Consider the following 17,389-nt stretch of genomic DNA (forward strand, 5'->3'; position numbering starts at 1 on the left):
GATCAGACGGCAGCGGTGACCACCACCTCGATCTTGATCTCCGGCGCGCCCAGGTCGGCGACGCCGATGGTGGCGCGGGCCGGCAGGTCGTTGCCGTCCAGCCAGGCGAGCCACGCGTCGTTCATCTCGTTCTTCAGGCTCATGTCGGTGATGAACAGCTGGGCGGACAGCAGCTTGGTCTTGTCGCTGCCGGCCATCGCCAGCACCTGGTCGAGCTTGCCGCAGATCTGCGTGACCTGGCCGCCCATGCCGACGCTGACGTCGTCGGCGATGATGCCGCCGAGATAGGCCGTGCCGTTGTTGACGACGACGCGGTGCATGATCTTGGTCTTCTCGATGCGCTTGATCACTGGAAACTGCTCCTTGGCTTGAAAAGAACTCAGGGGGTGATGGAGAAATCGACGTAGCGGGCGGCGATGCGGGCCAGCGTGCCGTCCTGCACGACCGCGCGGATCGCCTCGTCGAAGGACTGCTTCAGGCTCTCGTCCTCCTTGCGCAGGCCGACGCCGATGCCGGGGCCGAACACCTCGGCGTCGATCACCGGCTGGCCGACCAGCTTGACCGACTTGCCGCCGTCGCCCTTGACCCAGTCGGACGCGGTGGCGCCGGTGGTGATGGCGGCGTCGACGCGCCCGGCCTTCAGGTCGGCCAGCAGGTTGGACGCGGTGTCGTAGGTCTTCAGCGTCGCTTCGCTGCCGAGATGCTTCTCGACATAGCGGGAATGGGTGGTGGAGACCTGGGCGCCGATGGTCTTTCCGCGCAGGCTGGCGGGCGACCCGTCGATGGCGGACTTGGCCGGCGCCACGAAATAGGCCGGCACCACCATGTAGGGGGTGGAGAAGCCGATGGCCTTCGCCCGCTCCGGCGTGATGTTCATCGTCGCCATGATGGCGTCGTACTTCTTCGCCAGCAGCCCCGGAATGATGCCGTCCCATTCCTGCGCCACGACGGTGCAGGGACGCTTCATCCGCTCGCACAGGGCATTGGCGAGATCGACCTCCAGCCCCGCCACCTTGCCGTCGGGCTGGGTGAAGTTGAAGGGCGGGTAGGCGCCCTCGGTCGCGATGCGGATCTCCTGCGCCGCGGCGATGCCGCCGGACGCAAGCAACAAAAGGGCGGCAACGCCCGAGGTGAGGCGCTTCATGGCAGGCTCCGACAGGTGGAAAGGGATCAGCGCGCGGCGACGACGACGATCTCGACCAGGATCGACGGGTCGGCCAGCTTGGCCTCCACCGTCGCGCGGGCCGGCGGGTTGGCCTTGTCGACCCAGGCGTCCCAGGCGGCGTTCATCTCCGGGAAGGTGGCGATGTCGGCGAGATAGACCGTGGCGGTCAGGATGCCGCTCTTGGACGTGCCGGCTTCGGCCAGCAGGGCGTCGATCTGGCGCAGCACGTCGCGGGTCTGCGCCTCCACCGTGGTGGAGCCGTCATCGACGATCTGGCCGGCGAGATAGACGGTGTCTTTGTGGATCACCATGTCGCAGAGCCGCGGGGTCGGGTGGAAGCGCTGGATCGTCACGGGATGATGCTCCAAGGGTCAGGCGGCGAAGCGGCCGATGCGGAAGGGGTCGATGGGCAGGTCGGTGGACCCGGCCGTGATCAGGTCTGCGGTGATGCGCCCGACAATGGGGCCGAGCTGGAAGCCGTGCGCCGAGAAGCCGAAGGAATGGTAGAGGTCCGGTTCGGTGCCGCTGGGGCCGATCACCGGGATATCGTCCGGCATCCGCGCCTCGATCCCCGCCCAGGAACGGACGATGGTGGCGCCGCGCATGCACGGGAACAGGTCCCAGACTGTGCGGGCGTTCACCGACACCTGGGAGAAGTCCAGCTCCGTCCGGTTCTCGTCGCGCACCGCCCGGCCCAGCAGCCCGCCGCCGATCAGCACGGTCCCGTTGGGGAACTGCTTGAAGGACAGGGTGCGGCCCGTGGCGCCCACCACCGGCTTGATGAAAGGGGCGACGCGGGCGGTGATCATCAGCATGGGCGCGATGACCTCCAAGGGCACCGGCTCCCCCGCCTGCGCGGCGATGCGGTCGGCCCAGGCCCCGGCGGCGTTCACCACCACCGGCGCCTCGAACCGGCCGCCGTCCGCCGTCTCGACAGTCCATAGGCCACCCTGTCGGACCAGCCGCGTCACGGCACCACCCTCCTGGAAGCGGGCGCCCAGCGCAATGGCCTTGCGGCGGAAGGCGAAGGTGGTGCGGAAGGGGATCGCAGCCCCGTCGCCACGCGACACCAGGGCGCCGACGCAATGATCGGCGATGGCCGGCACCAGCGACCGCAGTTCCTCCTGCCCGACCACCTCCTCGTGGGTGAAGCCCAGCGCGTTGAGATCGGCGACGCGGGCGCGCGCCGTCTCAAGCTCCGCCTCGGTCTCCGCCACCTTGATCTGGCCGTGGCTTTCGAAGCCGCAATCATCGTCCACCAGATCCCGGATGCCGTGCCACAGCGCCATCGAGGCTACGGACAGCGGCACCTCCGCGACATGGCGGCCGAGCTGGCGCACGCCGCCCGCATTGACGCCGGAGGCGTGGCGGGCGACATGGTCCTTCTCCAGAACCAGCACGCGGACGCCGCGCATCGACAGGTGCAGCGCGGCGGAGCAGCCGTGCAGGCCGCCGCCGATGACGATGACGTCCGGGCAAAAGGAGACCGGTTTGGGGGAGGCGGTGGCGGTCATCGCGCGGCTCCGCTCAGTGCTTGAAGACGGCGTCGATGTCGGCGTCGGTCTTCGGCAGGGCGGCCAACTCGGCCAGCGTGATCGGCTTCACCGGCGGGCGCAGGCGGTAATAGCCGACCTCCGCCGGGGACACGCCGCGCTCCGCCGCGATGACCTCGGTCACCGTCGGGCCGCAGAGCCGGCCCTGGCACGGACCCATGCCGCAGCGCAGGAAGCTCTTGGCCTGATTGGGGCCGGAACAGCCGAGCCGCACCGCCTCGCGCACCGCGCCGGCGGTGATTTCCTCGCAGCGGCAGACGATGGTGTCGTCGGCCGGCACGCGGAAGGCTTCCGCCGGGGTGTAGAGCGTGTCGAGGAAGGCGCGGCCGGTCAACGCGCGGTCCAGCGCGGCGCGGAAGGGGGCGGCGGAATGGTCGCGCTGCTCCCGTCCGATGCGGCCCAGCCGGTGCAGCGCGTCGAGCGCGGTCAGACGGCCCGCCTCCTCAGCCGCACGGGCGCCGCCGATGCCGGCGCCGTCGCCGGCCAGCGACACGCCTTCGACCGAGGTCGCGCCCCATTCGTCGGTGGTCGGACGCCAGCACCGCTGCTGCTCGTCCCAGCGCTGGGCGCAGCCGGTGGCGTTGGCGAGGTTCAGGTTGGGGATGACGCCGTGATGCAGCAGGAGCGTGTCGGCGGGCAGCCGGTGTTCGGTGCCGTTGCGGGTGTAGACGACGCTCTTCAGCACGCCCTCACCGGCAAGGCCGCCCTCGGCGCGCAGAGCCGTGACGTTGCCGATGACGGTCAGCTTGCGCCGCACCTCCAGCATCAGCTTCATGCCCTTGCCAAGATAGGGCGAGCGCAGGAAGCCCGGCAGCAGCGGCAGGGCGGCGCGCCAGTTCTCCTTCGGCGTGGTGTCGAGGATGGCGTCGATCCGGGCGCCGGCCTGCAGGTACTGCCACGCCAGCAGCCACAGCAGCGGCCCGCTGCCCGCCATCACCGTGGCGCCCGACGGCACGAGGCCGGAGGTCTTCAGCAGAACCTGCGCCGCACCGGCTCCCAGCACGCCCGGAAGGGTCCAGCCGGGGATCGGGAAGGGCCGTTCCAGCGCGCCGGTCGCCAGGATGACGTGGCGCACGGTCAGCAGCGCCGCGGCGCCGTTGCGCGACAGGCCGATCTGGATGCGGCGCTGCCCGTCCGGTCCATCCTCGCGCGGGCGGGCGACGCTCCACACCGTGCTGCCCGGCCAGTGGGCGGCGCCGCTGTCGCGCAGCGGACCCAGCAGCTCGGCGCCATGCCAATAGTCGGGGCCGAGCACCTTGCGGTCGCGCACCGGCGTCTCGGTGACGGCACGGTAGATCTGCCCGCCAGGTTCCGCCTGCTCGTCGAGCAGGACGACCGACGCGCCCTTGGAAGCGGCCAGCGCGGCAGCAGCCAGACCGGCCGGCCCGGCGCCGACGACGGCGATGTCGAAGTCAAATGCGCTCATCGCTCCACCTCGCGCTTGCCGTTCTGGGTTTCCGCCGCCATGCCCGGCGCCACGCGCACCTGACAGCCCTGGCGGTTCCCGGTCCCGTCGATGGTGACGAGGCAGTCGAAGCAGACGCCCATCATGCAGTAAGGACCGCGCGCCGCACCGCTGACCGGCGTGTTGCGGCAGGCGGTGACGCCGTTGGCCAGCAGGGCGGCGGCGACGCTGTCGCCGGCCCGCGCGCTGGCCGGACGGCCGTCGATGGTGAAGGAAACCTTCTCAGCCGCGGTCTCGATTTCAGGCAGCCTGCGGAACATGGAACCTCCGGGCGCTGAAGGGCGCAAAACGGTCGCCGAGGCCGCCGGCCGCGATCAGCGGCGCCAGCGTCAGCGCATGGTTGGCGGCGAGGGTCACGCCGCTGTGGCAGGTGGCGACGAAGGCGCCGGGGGCCGTCTTCGACTCCTCGTAGATCGGGAAGCCGTCCGGCGTCAGCACGCGCAGCGCCGCCCAGCTCCGCACCACGTTCAGCTTGCCCAGCAGCGGGAAGAAGCGGATGGCGCGCTGGGCGATCGCCGACGAAATGCCCGGCTGCAGCGTGGTGTCGAAGCCGGTCTCCTCGAAGCTGTCGCCGATCATCACCCCGCCCTCGTCGGTCTGGCGGACATAGACGGTGGGATGATGCAGGAAGGGTGCGGTCTTTTCGGTGACGATGACATGGCCGCGCTGCGGGCGGACAGGGGCTGACAGCCCGACCATCGGCGCCAGCCGCGCACTGTCATGACCGGCGGCCAGCACGACCTTGCCGGCGCGGATTTCACCACCGGCGGTGGTCATGCGGAAGCCGCCGTCGCGATGCTCGATGCTCTCCACCCGGTGGTTGGGCCGGTAATCGACGCCCAGCATGCCGATCCCCTTGTGTAGGGTGCGCAGCAGCCGCAGCGAGTTGCAGTGGCCGTCCAGCGGGCAATAGGTGCCGCCGACCACGTCCGGCCCGATGAAGGGCAGCTCCTTGCGCAGCGTCTCGCGGTCCATCACCTCGTAGGGGTACGGGATCATGTCGGGCTGGTTGTGCAGCCGCATCATGGTGTTGGCGCGGGCCTGCAGCTCCTCTTCCGACAGCATCGGCATGAAGCCGCCGGGGCGCCGGTAGGCGACGTCAAGCCCGGTCTGCTCGCGCAGCAGGTCGGCGAAACCGCTCCAGTCGTCGGAGGACTGCTTGGTCCAGCCGGCATATTCCGCCATGCCCAGGCCCTTGCCCTGCACCCAGACCAGGGCGAAGTTGCCACGCGACGGACGGACGGCGATGTCGCCCTCGTCCAGCATCGCGACCTTCTGCCCCGACCGCGCGAGGCCCCAGGCCAGCGCCGATCCGACCAGCCCGCCACCGATCACGGCGACGTCGTACTCTCCGCCCCGACTGGGCTGCGTCATCGTCTCCACTCCCGCCGGCGCCGACACCGTGCGCACCGGCCGCCGCCGTTATCGTGATGCGCGCATCTGCCGGTCCGGCTCCCGCATGCGGTGCCGAATACTTCCCGATGCATCGCGTAATCTTCCGCAAAGCCCGGACCGTGCCGGCTTTGCGCATGGATGGCTTGCGAACTGCAGGGTTTTCACGGGCTGAGCGCCGCGGGATGCTTCCCGGCGACGCATGGCCGCTCCTTGATCCTTGCGACAGCATCGGCAGCCAACTTATAACTGTCAAATCAGATTGAAGGGGTGTTTCATGACCGAATGTTATGTACCCGCCACGGGAGCGGGCCGGGCGCCATGATCAATCCGCGCCAGATCGAAGCCTTCCGCGCCGTCATGCTGACCGGCGGCATCACAGCGGCGGCGGAGCTGCTGAACATCTCGCAGCCCGCGGTCAGCCGCCTGATCAGCGACCTGCAATATGCGCTGAAGCTGACTCTGTTCGAACGGCGCGGCCCCCGCATCGCTCCCACCAGCGAGGCCATCTCGCTGTATCAGGTGGTCGACCGTGCCTTCGTCGGGCTGGAACTGATCGAGCAGACCGCGCGCGACCTGACCGCGCGGCGCAGCGGGGCGTTGCGGGTGGCGGCGATGCCGGCGCTGGGCGTCGGCTTCCTGCCGCGCTACGTCGCGCGCTTCCTCAGCGAACGGCCGCGGGTGGACATCGCGCTGCGCGGCAGCACCTCGCCCATCATCCTGGACTGGGTGGCGACGGGCCAGTGCGAGCTTGGGTTCGCACACACCCCCATCGATCATGCGGCGGTGCTGACCGAGAAGATTCACGGGATTCCCGCCGTCGCCATCCTGCCGCCCGGCCATCCGTTGGCCGACAAGGACGTCCTGACGCCGAAGGACTTCGAGGGGGAGAGTTTCATCTCCACCAGCCCGCCGGCCTTGCTGCGTTCCCGCATCGACACCGTGTTCGCCGACCATGACGTGTCGCGGGCGATGCGGGTGGAAACCCAGCTGACGATGAACGCCTGCGCCATGGTGGCGGCCGGTTACGGCGTGTCGATCGTCGATCCCTTCACCGCCCAGGATTATGTCCCGCACGGGCTGGTCGTCCGCCCGTTCGAACCGAGCATCGGCTTCGACATCGCCATCCTCAGATCCGCCCAGGTGCCGCTGTCGATGATCGCGGAGGATTTCCTTGCCGGCTTCATGGAGGAAGCGACCCGCTTCCGTGACGGCTTCCTCGAACCGGGCGGCGGCACCGAAGCCGGCCCTCAACTGGTTCGGAATACGGAATTATAACATTACTGGATGAATGATGGCGGTTATTCGATTTGACGGTTATGTGACCACACCAGCACCCTTGGTCCGCGTCCTGACCGCGACCTTTCCGAAAAACAGCCCGCAGACAACGGCGGCGGCAAGGTGAGGAACGGTAAAACGGCGATCCGGATCCGTGTCGCGATGCGGTCCGAAGATCAGGCCCAGATGAACCCCCGAGAACAGCGGACAGCGACCGTAAACAGGGACCAAGGCTCAAGAGGAGAATGACGATGCGCTCCGTGATGTGCGGGTTGATGGCGACGGCGGCCCTGTGGTGCGGCATGGCCGCGGTCCAGACGGCCCAGGCCCAAACGGCGGCCCAGGACAAGACGCTCTTTGTCGCCGCCTATGGCGGGTCCTTCGAGCAGACCATGCGCAAGGACATCATCCCGGCCTTCGAGAAGGCGATGGGCGTGAAGGTCGAGTATGTCGCCGGCAACTCCACCGACAACCTCGCCAAGCTGCAGGCCCAGAAGGGCAACCAGCAGATCGACGTCGTCATCCTCGACGATGGCCCGATGTATCAGGCGGTGGCGCTGAATTTCTGCGCCGACCTGGAGAAGGCGCCGGTCTACGACCAGCTCTACGACCTGGCGAAGATGCCGTCGGGCAAGGCGATCAACTTCGGCGCCGTCGGCACCGGCATCCTCTACAACAAGGCCTATTTCGACGAGAACAAGATCCCGGCTCCGACCTCGTGGAAGGACATCGAGGATCCGCGCTACAAGAAGAAGCTGGTCGTTCCGCCGATCAACAACAGCTACGGCCTGCACGCGCTGGTGATGATGGCCCGCCTGAACGGCGGCGGCGAGACCAACATCGAGCCGGGCTTCAAGGAATTCAAGGACAAGATCAACCCGAACGTGCTCGCCTACGAGCCGTCGCCGGGCAAGATGACCGAGCTGTTCCAGAGCAACCAGGCCGTCATCGCCGTCTGGGGTTCGGGCCGGGCCAAGGCGCTGGCCGACACCGGCTTCCCCGCCACCTTTGTCTATCCGAAGGAAGGCGGCATCGTTCTCGGTTCCGCCGCCTGTCAGGTCGCCGGCAGCAAGAATGCGGCCGAGGCGCAGAAGTTCATCCAGCACATGCTGGGCGTCGAGGCGCAGACCGCGCTGGCCGTCAGCGCCGGCTTCGGCCCGGTGAACAAGACGGTGGAACTGCCCGCCGACAAGCAGGCCGGCATCCCCTATGGCCCGGAACAGGTCGGCAAGCTGCTGGTGGTGGACTGGGACACCATCAACAAGAACCGCGAGCAGTGGAACAAGCGCTGGACCCGCGAGATCGAGCGCTGAAGGTGTGAGGCCGCATCCCCTCTCCCCCCGGGGAGAGGGTTAGGGTGAGGGGGGCGCGCTGTGAGGATTCTCGAGAATCCACTCCTGTGCATCCCCCTCACCCCGACCCTCTCCCCGCTTTCGGCGGACCGAAGGTCCGCCTGTCGCGTCAGCGCAAACGAAGTTTGCGCGTGAGCGGGGGGGAGAGGGGGATGAAGGGAGAGGGAGACGACGGCATGACTTATCTGGTACTCGACCAACTGACCAAGCGCTTCGCCAACTGGACGGCGGTCGACCGCGTCTCGCTGACCGTCGAGAAGGGCGAGTTGATTTCGCTGCTGGGGCCGTCGGGCTGCGGCAAGACCACCACCCTGCAGATGATCGCCGGCTTCCTCGACGCCGACGGCGGGCGGGTGATGCTGGACGGCCAGGACCTGCTGGCGAAGAAGCCGAACGAGCGCGGGCTGGGCATCGTCTTCCAGAGCTATGCCCTGTTCCCGCACATGACCGCCGCGGAAAACGTCGCCTTCGGACTGGAGATGCGCAAGATCAACCGCGCCGACCGTGACCGCATGGTGGCCGAGGCGCTGAAGCTGGTCGGGCTGGAGCAGTACGGCGACCGCCACCCCCGCCGCATGTCCGGCGGCCAGCAGCAGCGCGTGGCGCTGGCCCGCGCGCTGGTGATCAAGCCGAGCCTTCTGCTTCTCGACGAGCCGCTGTCCAATCTCGACGCCAAGATGCGCGAGGAGATGCAGATCGAGCTGCGCCGCATCCAGCGCACCGTCGGCACCACCATGATCCTCGTCACCCACGACCAGTCGGAGGCGATGGCCCTGTCCGACCGTGTCGTGGTGATGAACAAGGGGCGCGTCCAGCAGGTCGCCTCCCCGCAGGAGGCCTACGACCGCCCGGCCAACGCCTTCGTCGCCAACTTCCTCGGCCGCACCAACCTGCTGCCGGGCATGGTCGGCAGCGGTTCCGGCGGTATCGTCATCACCGTGGCGGATTCCGTCTGGCCGGTGTCGCAGCCGGTGCCCGTGGGGCAGGGGGCGCTGGCCGTCCGTCCGGAGAAGATCGGCTTCGTCGATGCCGGCGGCCTCAGCGGCACCGTGCTGGCCCGCGTCTTCCAGGGCACGCAGTGGCTGTTCGAGATCGAGACCGCTGCCGGCCGCGTGATGGTGATCCGCCAGCATGACGGCTCCCCCCTGCCGGCGGAGCGCGAGCGTGTGATGATCGGATGGCGTCCGCAGGACATGGCGGTGATGCCGGCCGATCCGGAGGCGGACCTGTCCGCCCGGGAGGCGGCATGAGCATGGCGGCCTCCACCGATTCCCAAGTCCAGGCGTCCGCTGCGAACCCGGCAACTCCCCAGGGCGCCCACGCACCTCCGCCGCGCCGTCGGCGCCGCTTGCCCTGGGCGCCCTATCTGCTGAGCGCCCCCGGCCTTGCCCTGTTCGCGGTGCTGCTGCTGGTGCCGCTGGTGATGACCTTCCTGCTGTCGCTGAACAGCTTCAGCTTCTACGGCGGCATCGAGAATGTCTGGCAGCTCGGCAACTACGCCGACATCATCGCCGACAGCTATTTCCACGAGGTCTTCCTGCGCACCTTCCGCATCGCCGCGGTGGTGACGATCCTCTGCGCGGTGTTCGGCGCGCCGGAGGCCTACATCCTGCGCCGCATGAAATCGCCCTGGCGCGGGCTCTGCCTGCTGATCGTGCTGGGACCGCTGCTGATCTCGGTGGTGTCGCGCACGCTGGGCTGGGCGCTGCTGTTCGGCTCCACCGGGCTGGTCAACCAGGGGCTGATGGCGCTGGGGCTGATCGCGACGCCGATCGAGTTCATGTACACGGAAACCGGCGTCATCATCGCGCTGACCCATGTGCTGGTGCCCTTCATGGTGCTGTCGGTCTGGGCCTCTCTCCAGCGGCTCGACCCGCAGGTGGAGAATGCGGCGCTGTCGCTGGGCGCCGGGCCGCTGACGGTGATGCGCCGGGTGGTGCTGCCGCAGATCGTGCCGGGCATCCTGTCGGGCTCCATCATCGTCTTCGCGCTCGCGGCCAGCGCCTTCGCCACCCCGGCGATCATCGGCGGGCGGCGGCTGAAGGTGGCGGCGACTCTCGCCTATGACGAATTCCTGAACACGCTCAACTGGCCGCTGGGCGCCACGGTGGCGGTGCTGCTGCTGATCGCCAACATCGTCATCATCGTCGGCTGCAACCGGCTGGTCGAACGTCGCTACAAACAGGTGTTCGAATGAACCGCAACGGCCCGATCGCGCTGATCTTCCACGTCCTGTTCCTGGGCTTCCTGCTGGCGCCGATCCTGATCGTCTGCGCCGTGGCCTTCACCTCGCAGGGCTATCTGTCCTTGCCGACCGAGGGCCTGTCGCTGCGCTGGTTCCGCGCCATCGGCGACAATCCGGAATTCATCCGCGCCTTCAAGGACAGCCTGCTGCTGGGGGCGGTGTCGTCGACCCTGGCGATCCTGGTGGCGGTTCCGGCCGCACTCGCCATCGCGCGCCACCAGTTCTTCGGGCGCGAGGCGATCCAGGCGCTGTTCCTGTCGCCGCTGATGGTGCCGCACATCGTTCTCGGCATCGCCTTCCTGCGCTTCTTCACCATGATCGGACTGGGCGGCACCTTCGTCGGGCTGGTTCTGAGCCACGTCATCATCATCCTGCCCTTCGCGCTGCGCCTGATCCTGGCGGCCTCCACCGGCATGGACCGCGCGGTGGAGAACGCGGCATCGTCGCTCGGCGCCTCCTCCTGGACCTGCTTCCGGCGGGTGACGCTGCCGCTGATCCTGCCGGGTGTCGCCAGCGGCTGGGTGCTGGCCTTCATCAACAGCTTCGACGAGGTGACGATGACCGTCTTCATCGCCTCGCCTGAAACCACCACCCTACCGGTGCGCCTGTTCCTCTACATCCAGGACAACATCGACCCGCTGGTCGCCGCGGTGTCGGCGGTGCTGATCTTCCTGACGGTCGCCGCCATGCTGGTGCTCGACCGCGTCTATGGGCTGGAACGGCTGCTGGTCGGCAAGGGCCGCGACTGAGCCGCCCGCGGCGGAGCACCGGCATTCGTCAAACGGATGATCGTGCAGAACACGACGCCCGCGGCGAGGCTGGTGTGGCCGCTGAGCATGACGAGGCCGAGCCCCCAGCCCTGCCAGTTCACCAGCACCCCCAGCGCCAGCAGCAGCGCGCTGGTTCCCGCCACGCGCAGGGCGCGCGTCACGGCGGGTTCCAGCCGGCGTCCGAACAGGTCGTGTTGCTGGCGCTCCATCGCCAGGGCCAGCGACCCGAAGCCGGCAAGGCACAGCGCGAAAGACAGCAGGTGCATCATCATCGTCCCTCCTCAACTGCGCCGCCGATGACGCCACCCCGTTCCTTCGCGGGCGCGGCGCGCAGCTTCGGCCGGTGGCGGGCGGTGCGCAGCGCCAGCACCACGTGGAGTGCGGCCAGCGCCCAGCACATCAGATCCGTGCCGATGAACACCCAATCGCCCTGACCCAGGCTGTGCCACAGCGGCCGGTCGGTCGTGACGGCGTTCAGCACCGGCAGCAGCGCCAGCAGCGCCGCCGCCGCCCACAACTGCTCGATCCAGGCCGCCTTGGCCGGGCGCAGCACGGCATGGACCAGCGTCAGCGCCCACACCGCGAAGAACAGGTGGATCTCCCAGGCCGCGCGCTCCGCCATGCCCGCCGGCAGCAGGCGGTTGCCCCACAGATAGGCCGTCATGGCGACCGACAGCCCGGCGATGCTGGCGATGTTCAGCCGCTCCACGATGCGGAAGCCGATATGGGGCCGTTCGGGATCGGCCAGCTTCTGCCGGCGCTTCACCGTCCACATCACCAACCCGGTGCCGACCATCGCCGTGCCCATCAGGCTGACGAGGAAATACAGCCAGCGCGTCACCCCGTCGCTGAACCGCCCCAGATGCAGGGCATAGAGCACGCCACGCGTCTCCGCCGCCGCGCCGACGCTCTCGTGGGTTTCCAGCAGCCTGCCGGTCGTGCCCTCGAACAGCATGTATTGCGGGCTCATGGAGACGCGGCCGGACTCGCCGCGCGCCACGGCCACGCGGGCGGTGGAATCGCCGGGATTGGTGGCGGTGACGCGGCCGACATTGTCATGGCCCCAGCGCTCCTGCGCGTGGCGCACCATCTCCGCGACGGAGGCGAGCGGCACCGCCTGCCCGCTGGGCTTGCCCGGCTGGATGAAGGCGTTCAGCTCGGCGGTCATCTGCTGGCGCTCGGCCTGCGTCCTGATCGCCATCTGCTCGCCCCAGGGCATGTAGAGCGCCATCAGCGTGACCAGCCCGGTGTAGGTGATCATGAAGTGGAAGGGCAGGCCGAACACCGAAAGCGCGTTGTGCGCGTCGAGCCACGACCGCTGTCCCTTGCCGCCGCGGAAGGTGAAGAAATCGACGAAGATCTTCTTGTGGGTGATGACGCCGCTGACGATGGCGACCAGCATGAACATGGCCGCCGCCCCGGCGATCCAGCGTCCCCACAGCGCCGGCATGTAGTGGAACTGGAAATGGAAGCGGTAGAAGAAGTCGCCGCCCAGCGTGTCGCGCGCGGTGACCTTGCCGCCGGTGGCTGGATCGAAACTCGCCTCTCCGAAGGCGCGCCGGCCCCCCTCCGCGCCCGATCCCCCCGGCGCCGTGCGCCAGAAGGCGTAGACGCTGTTGGTGCGCGCGTCCGGCAGGCGCATGCTCCATTGCGGGCTGCCGGGCACGCTGGCGACCAGTTCGTCGGCGATGCGCTGGGCCACCAGGGCCGGGTCGGGCAGTTCCGCCTGATGCGCCAGTTCCGGCCGCATCCATTGCGACAGCTCGTCCTTGAAGTAGGACACCGTCCCGGTCAGGAACATGGCGTACAAGATCCAGCCCATCAGCAGGCCGGCCCAGATGTGCAAGCCGGACATGCTCTGGCGGATGCCGCGGCCGGCGGGACGCTGTGCCTTGTCCCGCATTACGTTGTCCGTCTTCACGGCCCCACTCCCCCTCACCAGACCGACCACGCCGCCGCTGCCAGCGGCACCGCCGCCGCCAGCAGGCCGGCCCAGGCCCGCAGCGCATTGCGCGCGGCGAAGACCCAGACCACCGCGCCCGCATAGATGGCGAAGCTCGCCAGCATGCCGGTGAGCACGGCCTGCGGCTTGCTCATCGGCAGGGCCAGCGCCGCCACGCTGCCGAGCGCCGCCAGTGCATAGCCGCCGAACAGCGCGGCGACGATGCGCGAGGCGACCGGCGCCGAGCGGCGGGCGCGGTCGATCAGCGGGGTCATTGGTGCGGCGCTGCCGCCGGACCGGCGGGAAGCGGCGCCAGACCGTCGCCATGGACGTAGGTCACCGTGGTGGCGTAGCTCACGGCGTCATAGCGCTCAATGCCGCTGGTGCCCGGACGCTCGCCGGGGGTGGGGTCGGTGAGGCTGACCTCCGCCACATAGGTGCCCTTCCACGGCAGGTCGAAGCTGACGAGCCCCTGCTCGTCGGTATAGGCCTCCTTGGCCCAGCCGGACTGGGTCACCAGCGACACCTTGGTCTTCGCCTTGGGCTGGCCCTTGAAGAACAGCTTGAAGCTGCCGGGCTGGCCGGCGGGCACCAGGTCCAGGGCCAGCTTCGGCTTCTGTTCCTTGAAGCCGGTGATCAGGCGCGCCGACGGGTGATACCAGTTGGCGGTCTCCTTCCCGTTCTCCTTGCCGGGATAGAGCGGGTAGAGCGGGTCGTCGGCGACGATGCTCTCGCCCTCGCCGGCCTTGAAGGGCAGGGTGAAGCCGGTGGCGGTCTTGGCCGCTTCCGACGCCCGTTCTCCCTTGGCGGAGACCAGGGTGCCGGCCGGCTTGACGAACTTGTCGAGCAGGCCGGGCGACGCCTCGCGCAGGTTCTCGCCGAACTCGCCGAAGCGGATCACCGCGTTCTGGCCGTCGGGCTGTTCGATCCAGATCTGGTGGGCGTTGGCGGGCACCGCGAGTCCCAGCAGGGCGACGATGGCGATGGACAGTCTGTTCATGGCTAATCCAACTGGATCGGGGAGGTGGGGATCAGAAATCGGCGGAGGCGGACAGCAGCACCGTGCGCGGCGCGCCGACGGTCACGTAGGTGCCGGTGGTCAGCCAATAGTCCTTGTCGAACAGGTTCTCGACATTGGCGCGGAAGGTGACCGGCGTGCCGACGATGGTGGTGGCATAGCGCGCGCCGATGTCGAAGCGGGTCCAGCCGTCGAAGCGCAGGGTATTGGCGTCGGTCAGGTAGGAGCCGGAGGTGTAGATCACCCGCCCGTTGAGGGCGAGGCCCTGGACCCACGGGGTTTCCCAATCCAGCCCGGCCGAGAACGTCTTGTCCGGCACGCCGGCGGCGTCGTTGCCCTGCACCGCGGCGTTGGCGGTGCGCGTCAGCTGCGGGTCCATGAAGGAGGCGCTGGCCATGCCGCGCAGGCCGGGCAGGATCTCGCCATAAGCCGACAGCTCCAGGCCGCGGTTGCGCTGCTCGCCGTCATAGGCCAGCTCGTTGGCGGCGTTGCGGATCGAGTTCGGCCGGGTCAGCTGGAACACCGCCGCCGTGGTGGTGACCGAACCCCAATCGACCTTGACCCCGGCCTCGTACTGCTTGGACTTGAAGGGGGCCAGCACCGCACCGGTGTTGGCATAGCCGGCGCCGACCACGGTGCCGCGCGTCAGACCCTCGGCATAGTTGGCGTAGAGCGAGACATTGGACAGCGGCTTGACCACCAACCCTGCCAGCGGCGAGGTCGCGCTGGCATCGTAGGTGCCGGTCTGCAGGCCGGTCGCGGTGCTGAAGCTGTCGACATGAACCTTCTGCCGGCGGGCGCCCAGCGTCAGCATCACCCGGTCGTCCAGTACCGACAGGGTGTCGGCCACGGCGAAGCTGGTCAGCGTGGTTTCCGCCGACTTGCGCGCCGAGGTGCGGGCAGCGGTGACGGCCGGCAGCGGCACGGGATTGTAGATGTTCGACAGGGCGGAGCCGGCCGACTGGATGTAGGCGTTGCCCTCGTCGCGCTTGAAGCCGCTGTAGCCGACATTCAGCGAGTGATGGACCGGGCCGGTCTCGAAACGCCAGCGGACGCCCGCGGTGCCGCTGACCGTGCGGGAGTAGGAATCGTAATAGGCGTTGCGGACCGTGAAGTTGCCCAGCGCGTTCACCGCGGTCGTCGTACCCGGGAAGGTCTGGTCGTTCTCGCCCTTGCGGTAACCGATGCCGGCATAGGCGGTCAGGCTGTCGGTCACGTCCACCTCGATGTTCGAGGCGACGGTGACGTCCTTCTGCACCAGGGTCGTACCGGGGAACCAGTTGCTGCGGGCGTCGGGCGGGGAGGGGATGGCGGTGGTGGTGGGAAGGATGCTGATCTGCGGACGGAAATTGTCGGTGTCGTCGCGCTGGGTGATGGCATCCATCGACCAGCGCAGCCGCTCGCCGCGGTAATCGACCGCCAGGGCGCCCAGGCCGGAGCGCAGGTTGCCGCCGTCGACCGACGCCTCGCCGTTGCGCATCAGGCCGTTGAAGCGGACGCCCCATTCCCTGTTCTCGCCGAAGCGGCGGCCGACATCCACATGCGCGGCGAGATTGGCGTCGCTGGTGTAGGTGGTGGTGACGCGGGTGAGCGGCTCGTCCCCGGCGCGCTTGGCCAGGATGTTGATGCCGCCGCCGGTGCTGCCGTTGGGGGCGATGCCGTTGACCAGGGCGCCGGGACCCTTCAGCAGCTCGATCCGCTCGACGATCTGCGCCGGCACGCGGTTGGACGACACGAGCCCGAACATGCCGTTGAAGCCGACATCGCCGGCTCCCACCGCATATCCGCGGATCTGGAAGGTGTCGTCGAAGCCGTTGCTGCCGGTGGTGAGCCGGACGGAGGCGTCGTTGATCAGCGTGTCGGCCGCGGTGCGCGCCTGCTGGTTCTCGATCAGCTCGGAGGTGTAGTTGACCGTGCTGAAGGGCGTGTCCATGACGTCGCGGCTGCCCAGCAGGCCGACCGATCCGCCCCGCGCCACCTGCCCGCCGGCATAGGGCTGCGCCAATCCGCCGGGCATCATCCCGCTGGCGGTCACCTGCAGGGCCGGCAGGGTCGCGCTGTCGGGGGATGCTGTCGGGGTGGCGGCTTGGTTGGTCGCCGGGGCAGCCGCGCTCTGCGCGACCAGGGCATAACCCGATCCCGCGCGGGCGATCCCATAGCCGCTGCCCGCCAGCAGCCGGCGGAAGCCGTCTTCGACCGTGGTTGCGCCCTTCAGACCGGGCGAGCTCTTGCCCCGGATCGCCGCCGGGTCCGCCTGGACCGTGACGCCCGCCTGCGCGGCGAAGCGGCTCAGCGCCTCGCCCAGCGGGCCGGCGGGAATGTCGGCGTTGACGGTGGCCGCCGTCGCCTGGGCATGGGCCGCGGGCGCGAGGAACGCACCGCCCGCCAGGACCGCAGCGGCCAGCCCGGCCGCGACGGCAGCGGGACGCAGGCCGGATTTGCGGGTATCAGGCGCGGCTGAACGGTCGCCACACGGATGGGCGGTGTGGCGGACGGCGGCTTTGCCGCGAACTCGTTTCATGCTGTCGGCTCCCCTGCCAAACGATGCCTTCCGCACGACATCGGCGGCCGGCGCGGTTCCCCCCAGGCCGGTCGGACGACGGTGCTAAATTAGCGAATGCGTGTTACTCGCATCGATAATGCGAATCGTTCGCACTATAAGCACCGATTCTTGCTGGGCGCAACAGATGTCTGGCTTCGTTGGATTTTTTCCGCAAATGCCGTGGGCGGAACCAGTGGAACTCGAAAAACGAGCGCCGCCGGTCCGAAGTCCGGCGGCGCTCGTCTCAATCGGCGAACAGGTGGGGGGCGTGTCAGGCCGGCGTTTCGCGGTGGATCTTGAACGGCGACCAGGACTGGCTGACCGGCATGATCTCCACGCTGTTGATGTTGACGTGGGGCGGCAGCGACACCACCCAGCGCACCGTCTCGGCGATGTCCTCCGGCTGCAGCGGGTTGGCGCCGGCATAGAGCGCGTCGTAGGCCGCCTTGTCGCCGCCGGTGCGCACCAGGGTGAATTCACTCTCCGACAGGCCCGGCTCGATGGAGGTGACGCGCACACCCTGCGCCGACAGGTCGCAGCGCAGGCCGAGCGAGAACTGCTTCACGAAGGCCTTGGTGCCGCCATAGACGTTGCCGCCGGGATAGGGCCAGCTGGAGGCGACGGAGGCGAGATTGACGATCAGCCCGCGCTGCGCGATCAGCCGGTC

General features: G+C 68.7%; 18 protein-coding genes. 5 read left to right on the forward strand and 13 right to left on the reverse strand.

Annotated elements, in window-relative coordinates:
* Positions 1 to 2: 2 nt before the first annotated feature.
* The 7 genes from VD964_RS14945 to VD964_RS14975 are packed head-to-tail and all read right to left on the reverse strand — an operon-like array spanning position 3 to position 5,557.
* Positions 3 to 350: a RidA family protein gene (locus VD964_RS14945; RefSeq protein ID WP_324869353.1), complete on the reverse strand. Its 348-nt coding sequence runs from the start codon at positions 348 to 350 to the stop codon at positions 3 to 5.
* Positions 351 to 379: 29 nt separating this feature from the next.
* Positions 380 to 1,144, reverse strand: a complete 765-nt coding sequence (locus tag VD964_RS14950; RefSeq protein WP_324869354.1) for a transporter substrate-binding domain-containing protein — start codon at positions 1,142 to 1,144, stop codon at positions 380 to 382.
* 26 nt (positions 1,145 to 1,170) lie between these two features.
* The gene (locus VD964_RS14955) at positions 1,171 to 1,518 is read right to left on the reverse strand and encodes a RidA family protein (RefSeq protein WP_324869355.1); all 348 of its coding nucleotides are present in this window, start codon (positions 1,516 to 1,518) and stop codon (positions 1,171 to 1,173) included.
* 18 nt (positions 1,519 to 1,536) lie between these two features.
* Positions 1,537 to 2,679 (reverse strand): FAD-binding oxidoreductase, encoded by a 1,143-nt coding sequence (locus VD964_RS14960; protein ID WP_324869356.1) that lies wholly within the window; start codon positions 2,677 to 2,679, stop codon positions 1,537 to 1,539.
* A 13-nt stretch (positions 2,680 to 2,692) separates the two neighbouring features.
* Complete coding sequence (locus tag VD964_RS14965) at positions 2,693 to 4,144, reverse strand: NAD(P)/FAD-dependent oxidoreductase (RefSeq protein WP_324869357.1); 1,452 nt, start codon at positions 4,142 to 4,144, stop codon at positions 2,693 to 2,695.
* The gene (locus VD964_RS14970) at positions 4,141 to 4,443 is read right to left on the reverse strand and encodes a (2Fe-2S)-binding protein (protein WP_324869358.1); all 303 of its coding nucleotides are present in this window, start codon (positions 4,441 to 4,443) and stop codon (positions 4,141 to 4,143) included. Before VD964_RS14970 ends, VD964_RS14965 begins: the two co-directional genes overlap by 4 nt.
* The gene (locus tag VD964_RS14975; protein ID WP_324869359.1) at positions 4,424 to 5,557 is read right to left on the reverse strand and encodes an FAD-dependent oxidoreductase; all 1,134 of its coding nucleotides are present in this window, start codon (positions 5,555 to 5,557) and stop codon (positions 4,424 to 4,426) included. Before VD964_RS14975 ends, VD964_RS14970 begins: the two co-directional genes overlap by 20 nt.
* A 339-nt stretch (positions 5,558 to 5,896) precedes the next feature.
* Between VD964_RS14975 and VD964_RS14980 the strand changes: the two genes are divergently transcribed.
* From VD964_RS14980 to VD964_RS15000, 5 genes are all read left to right on the forward strand, one after another.
* A complete protein-coding gene (locus VD964_RS14980) occupies positions 5,897 to 6,853 on the forward strand; it encodes a LysR substrate-binding domain-containing protein (protein ID WP_324869360.1) in 957 nt (318 codons plus the stop codon).
* A gap of 251 nt (positions 6,854 to 7,104) precedes the next feature.
* Positions 7,105 to 8,166: an ABC transporter substrate-binding protein gene (locus VD964_RS14985; protein WP_324869361.1), complete on the forward strand. Its 1,062-nt coding sequence runs from the start codon at positions 7,105 to 7,107 to the stop codon at positions 8,164 to 8,166.
* A 215-nt stretch (positions 8,167 to 8,381) separates the two neighbouring features.
* Entirely contained in the window at positions 8,382 to 9,455 is a 1,074-nt protein-coding gene (locus tag VD964_RS14990) for an ABC transporter ATP-binding protein (protein WP_324869362.1), read from the forward strand.
* Positions 9,452 to 10,402, forward strand: coding sequence for an ABC transporter permease (locus tag VD964_RS14995; RefSeq protein ID WP_324869363.1), 951 nt, complete (start codon positions 9,452 to 9,454; stop codon positions 10,400 to 10,402). The genes VD964_RS14990 and VD964_RS14995 overlap by 4 nt, the downstream gene beginning before the upstream one ends.
* Positions 10,399 to 11,199: an ABC transporter permease gene (locus VD964_RS15000; protein WP_324869364.1), complete on the forward strand. Its 801-nt coding sequence runs from the start codon at positions 10,399 to 10,401 to the stop codon at positions 11,197 to 11,199. The genes VD964_RS14995 and VD964_RS15000 overlap by 4 nt, the downstream gene beginning before the upstream one ends.
* Here VD964_RS15000 and VD964_RS15005 read toward each other — a convergent pair.
* The 6 genes from VD964_RS15005 to VD964_RS15030 all read right to left on the reverse strand — a co-directional run.
* Positions 11,157 to 11,492: a DUF3325 domain-containing protein gene (locus VD964_RS15005; RefSeq protein ID WP_324869365.1), complete on the reverse strand. Its 336-nt coding sequence runs from the start codon at positions 11,490 to 11,492 to the stop codon at positions 11,157 to 11,159. The genes VD964_RS15000 and VD964_RS15005 overlap by 43 nt on opposite strands.
* Entirely contained in the window at positions 11,489 to 13,141 is a 1,653-nt protein-coding gene (locus tag VD964_RS15010; protein WP_324869366.1) for a PepSY-associated TM helix domain-containing protein, read from the reverse strand. Before VD964_RS15010 ends, VD964_RS15005 begins: the two co-directional genes overlap by 4 nt.
* 14 nt (positions 13,142 to 13,155) lie before the next feature.
* Positions 13,156 to 13,437: a DUF3649 domain-containing protein gene (locus VD964_RS15015; protein WP_324869367.1), complete on the reverse strand. Its 282-nt coding sequence runs from the start codon at positions 13,435 to 13,437 to the stop codon at positions 13,156 to 13,158.
* Complete coding sequence (locus VD964_RS15020) at positions 13,434 to 14,162, reverse strand: cobalt ABC transporter substrate-binding protein (RefSeq protein ID WP_324869368.1); 729 nt, start codon at positions 14,160 to 14,162, stop codon at positions 13,434 to 13,436. Before VD964_RS15020 ends, VD964_RS15015 begins: the two co-directional genes overlap by 4 nt.
* Before the next feature lie 31 nt (positions 14,163 to 14,193).
* A complete protein-coding gene (locus tag VD964_RS15025) occupies positions 14,194 to 16,701 on the reverse strand; it encodes a TonB-dependent receptor (RefSeq protein ID WP_324869369.1) in 2,508 nt (835 codons plus the stop codon).
* Between the two features lie 292 nt (positions 16,702 to 16,993).
* On the reverse strand, positions 16,994 to 17,389 hold a 396-nt coding region (locus VD964_RS15030), incomplete at its 5' end, for an SDR family NAD(P)-dependent oxidoreductase (RefSeq protein WP_324869370.1).

Origin of the sequence: Azospirillum sp. (assembly GCF_035628975.1) — a bacterium.
In the GTDB taxonomy this organism is placed as follows: domain Bacteria; phylum Pseudomonadota; class Alphaproteobacteria; order Azospirillales; family Azospirillaceae; genus Azospirillum.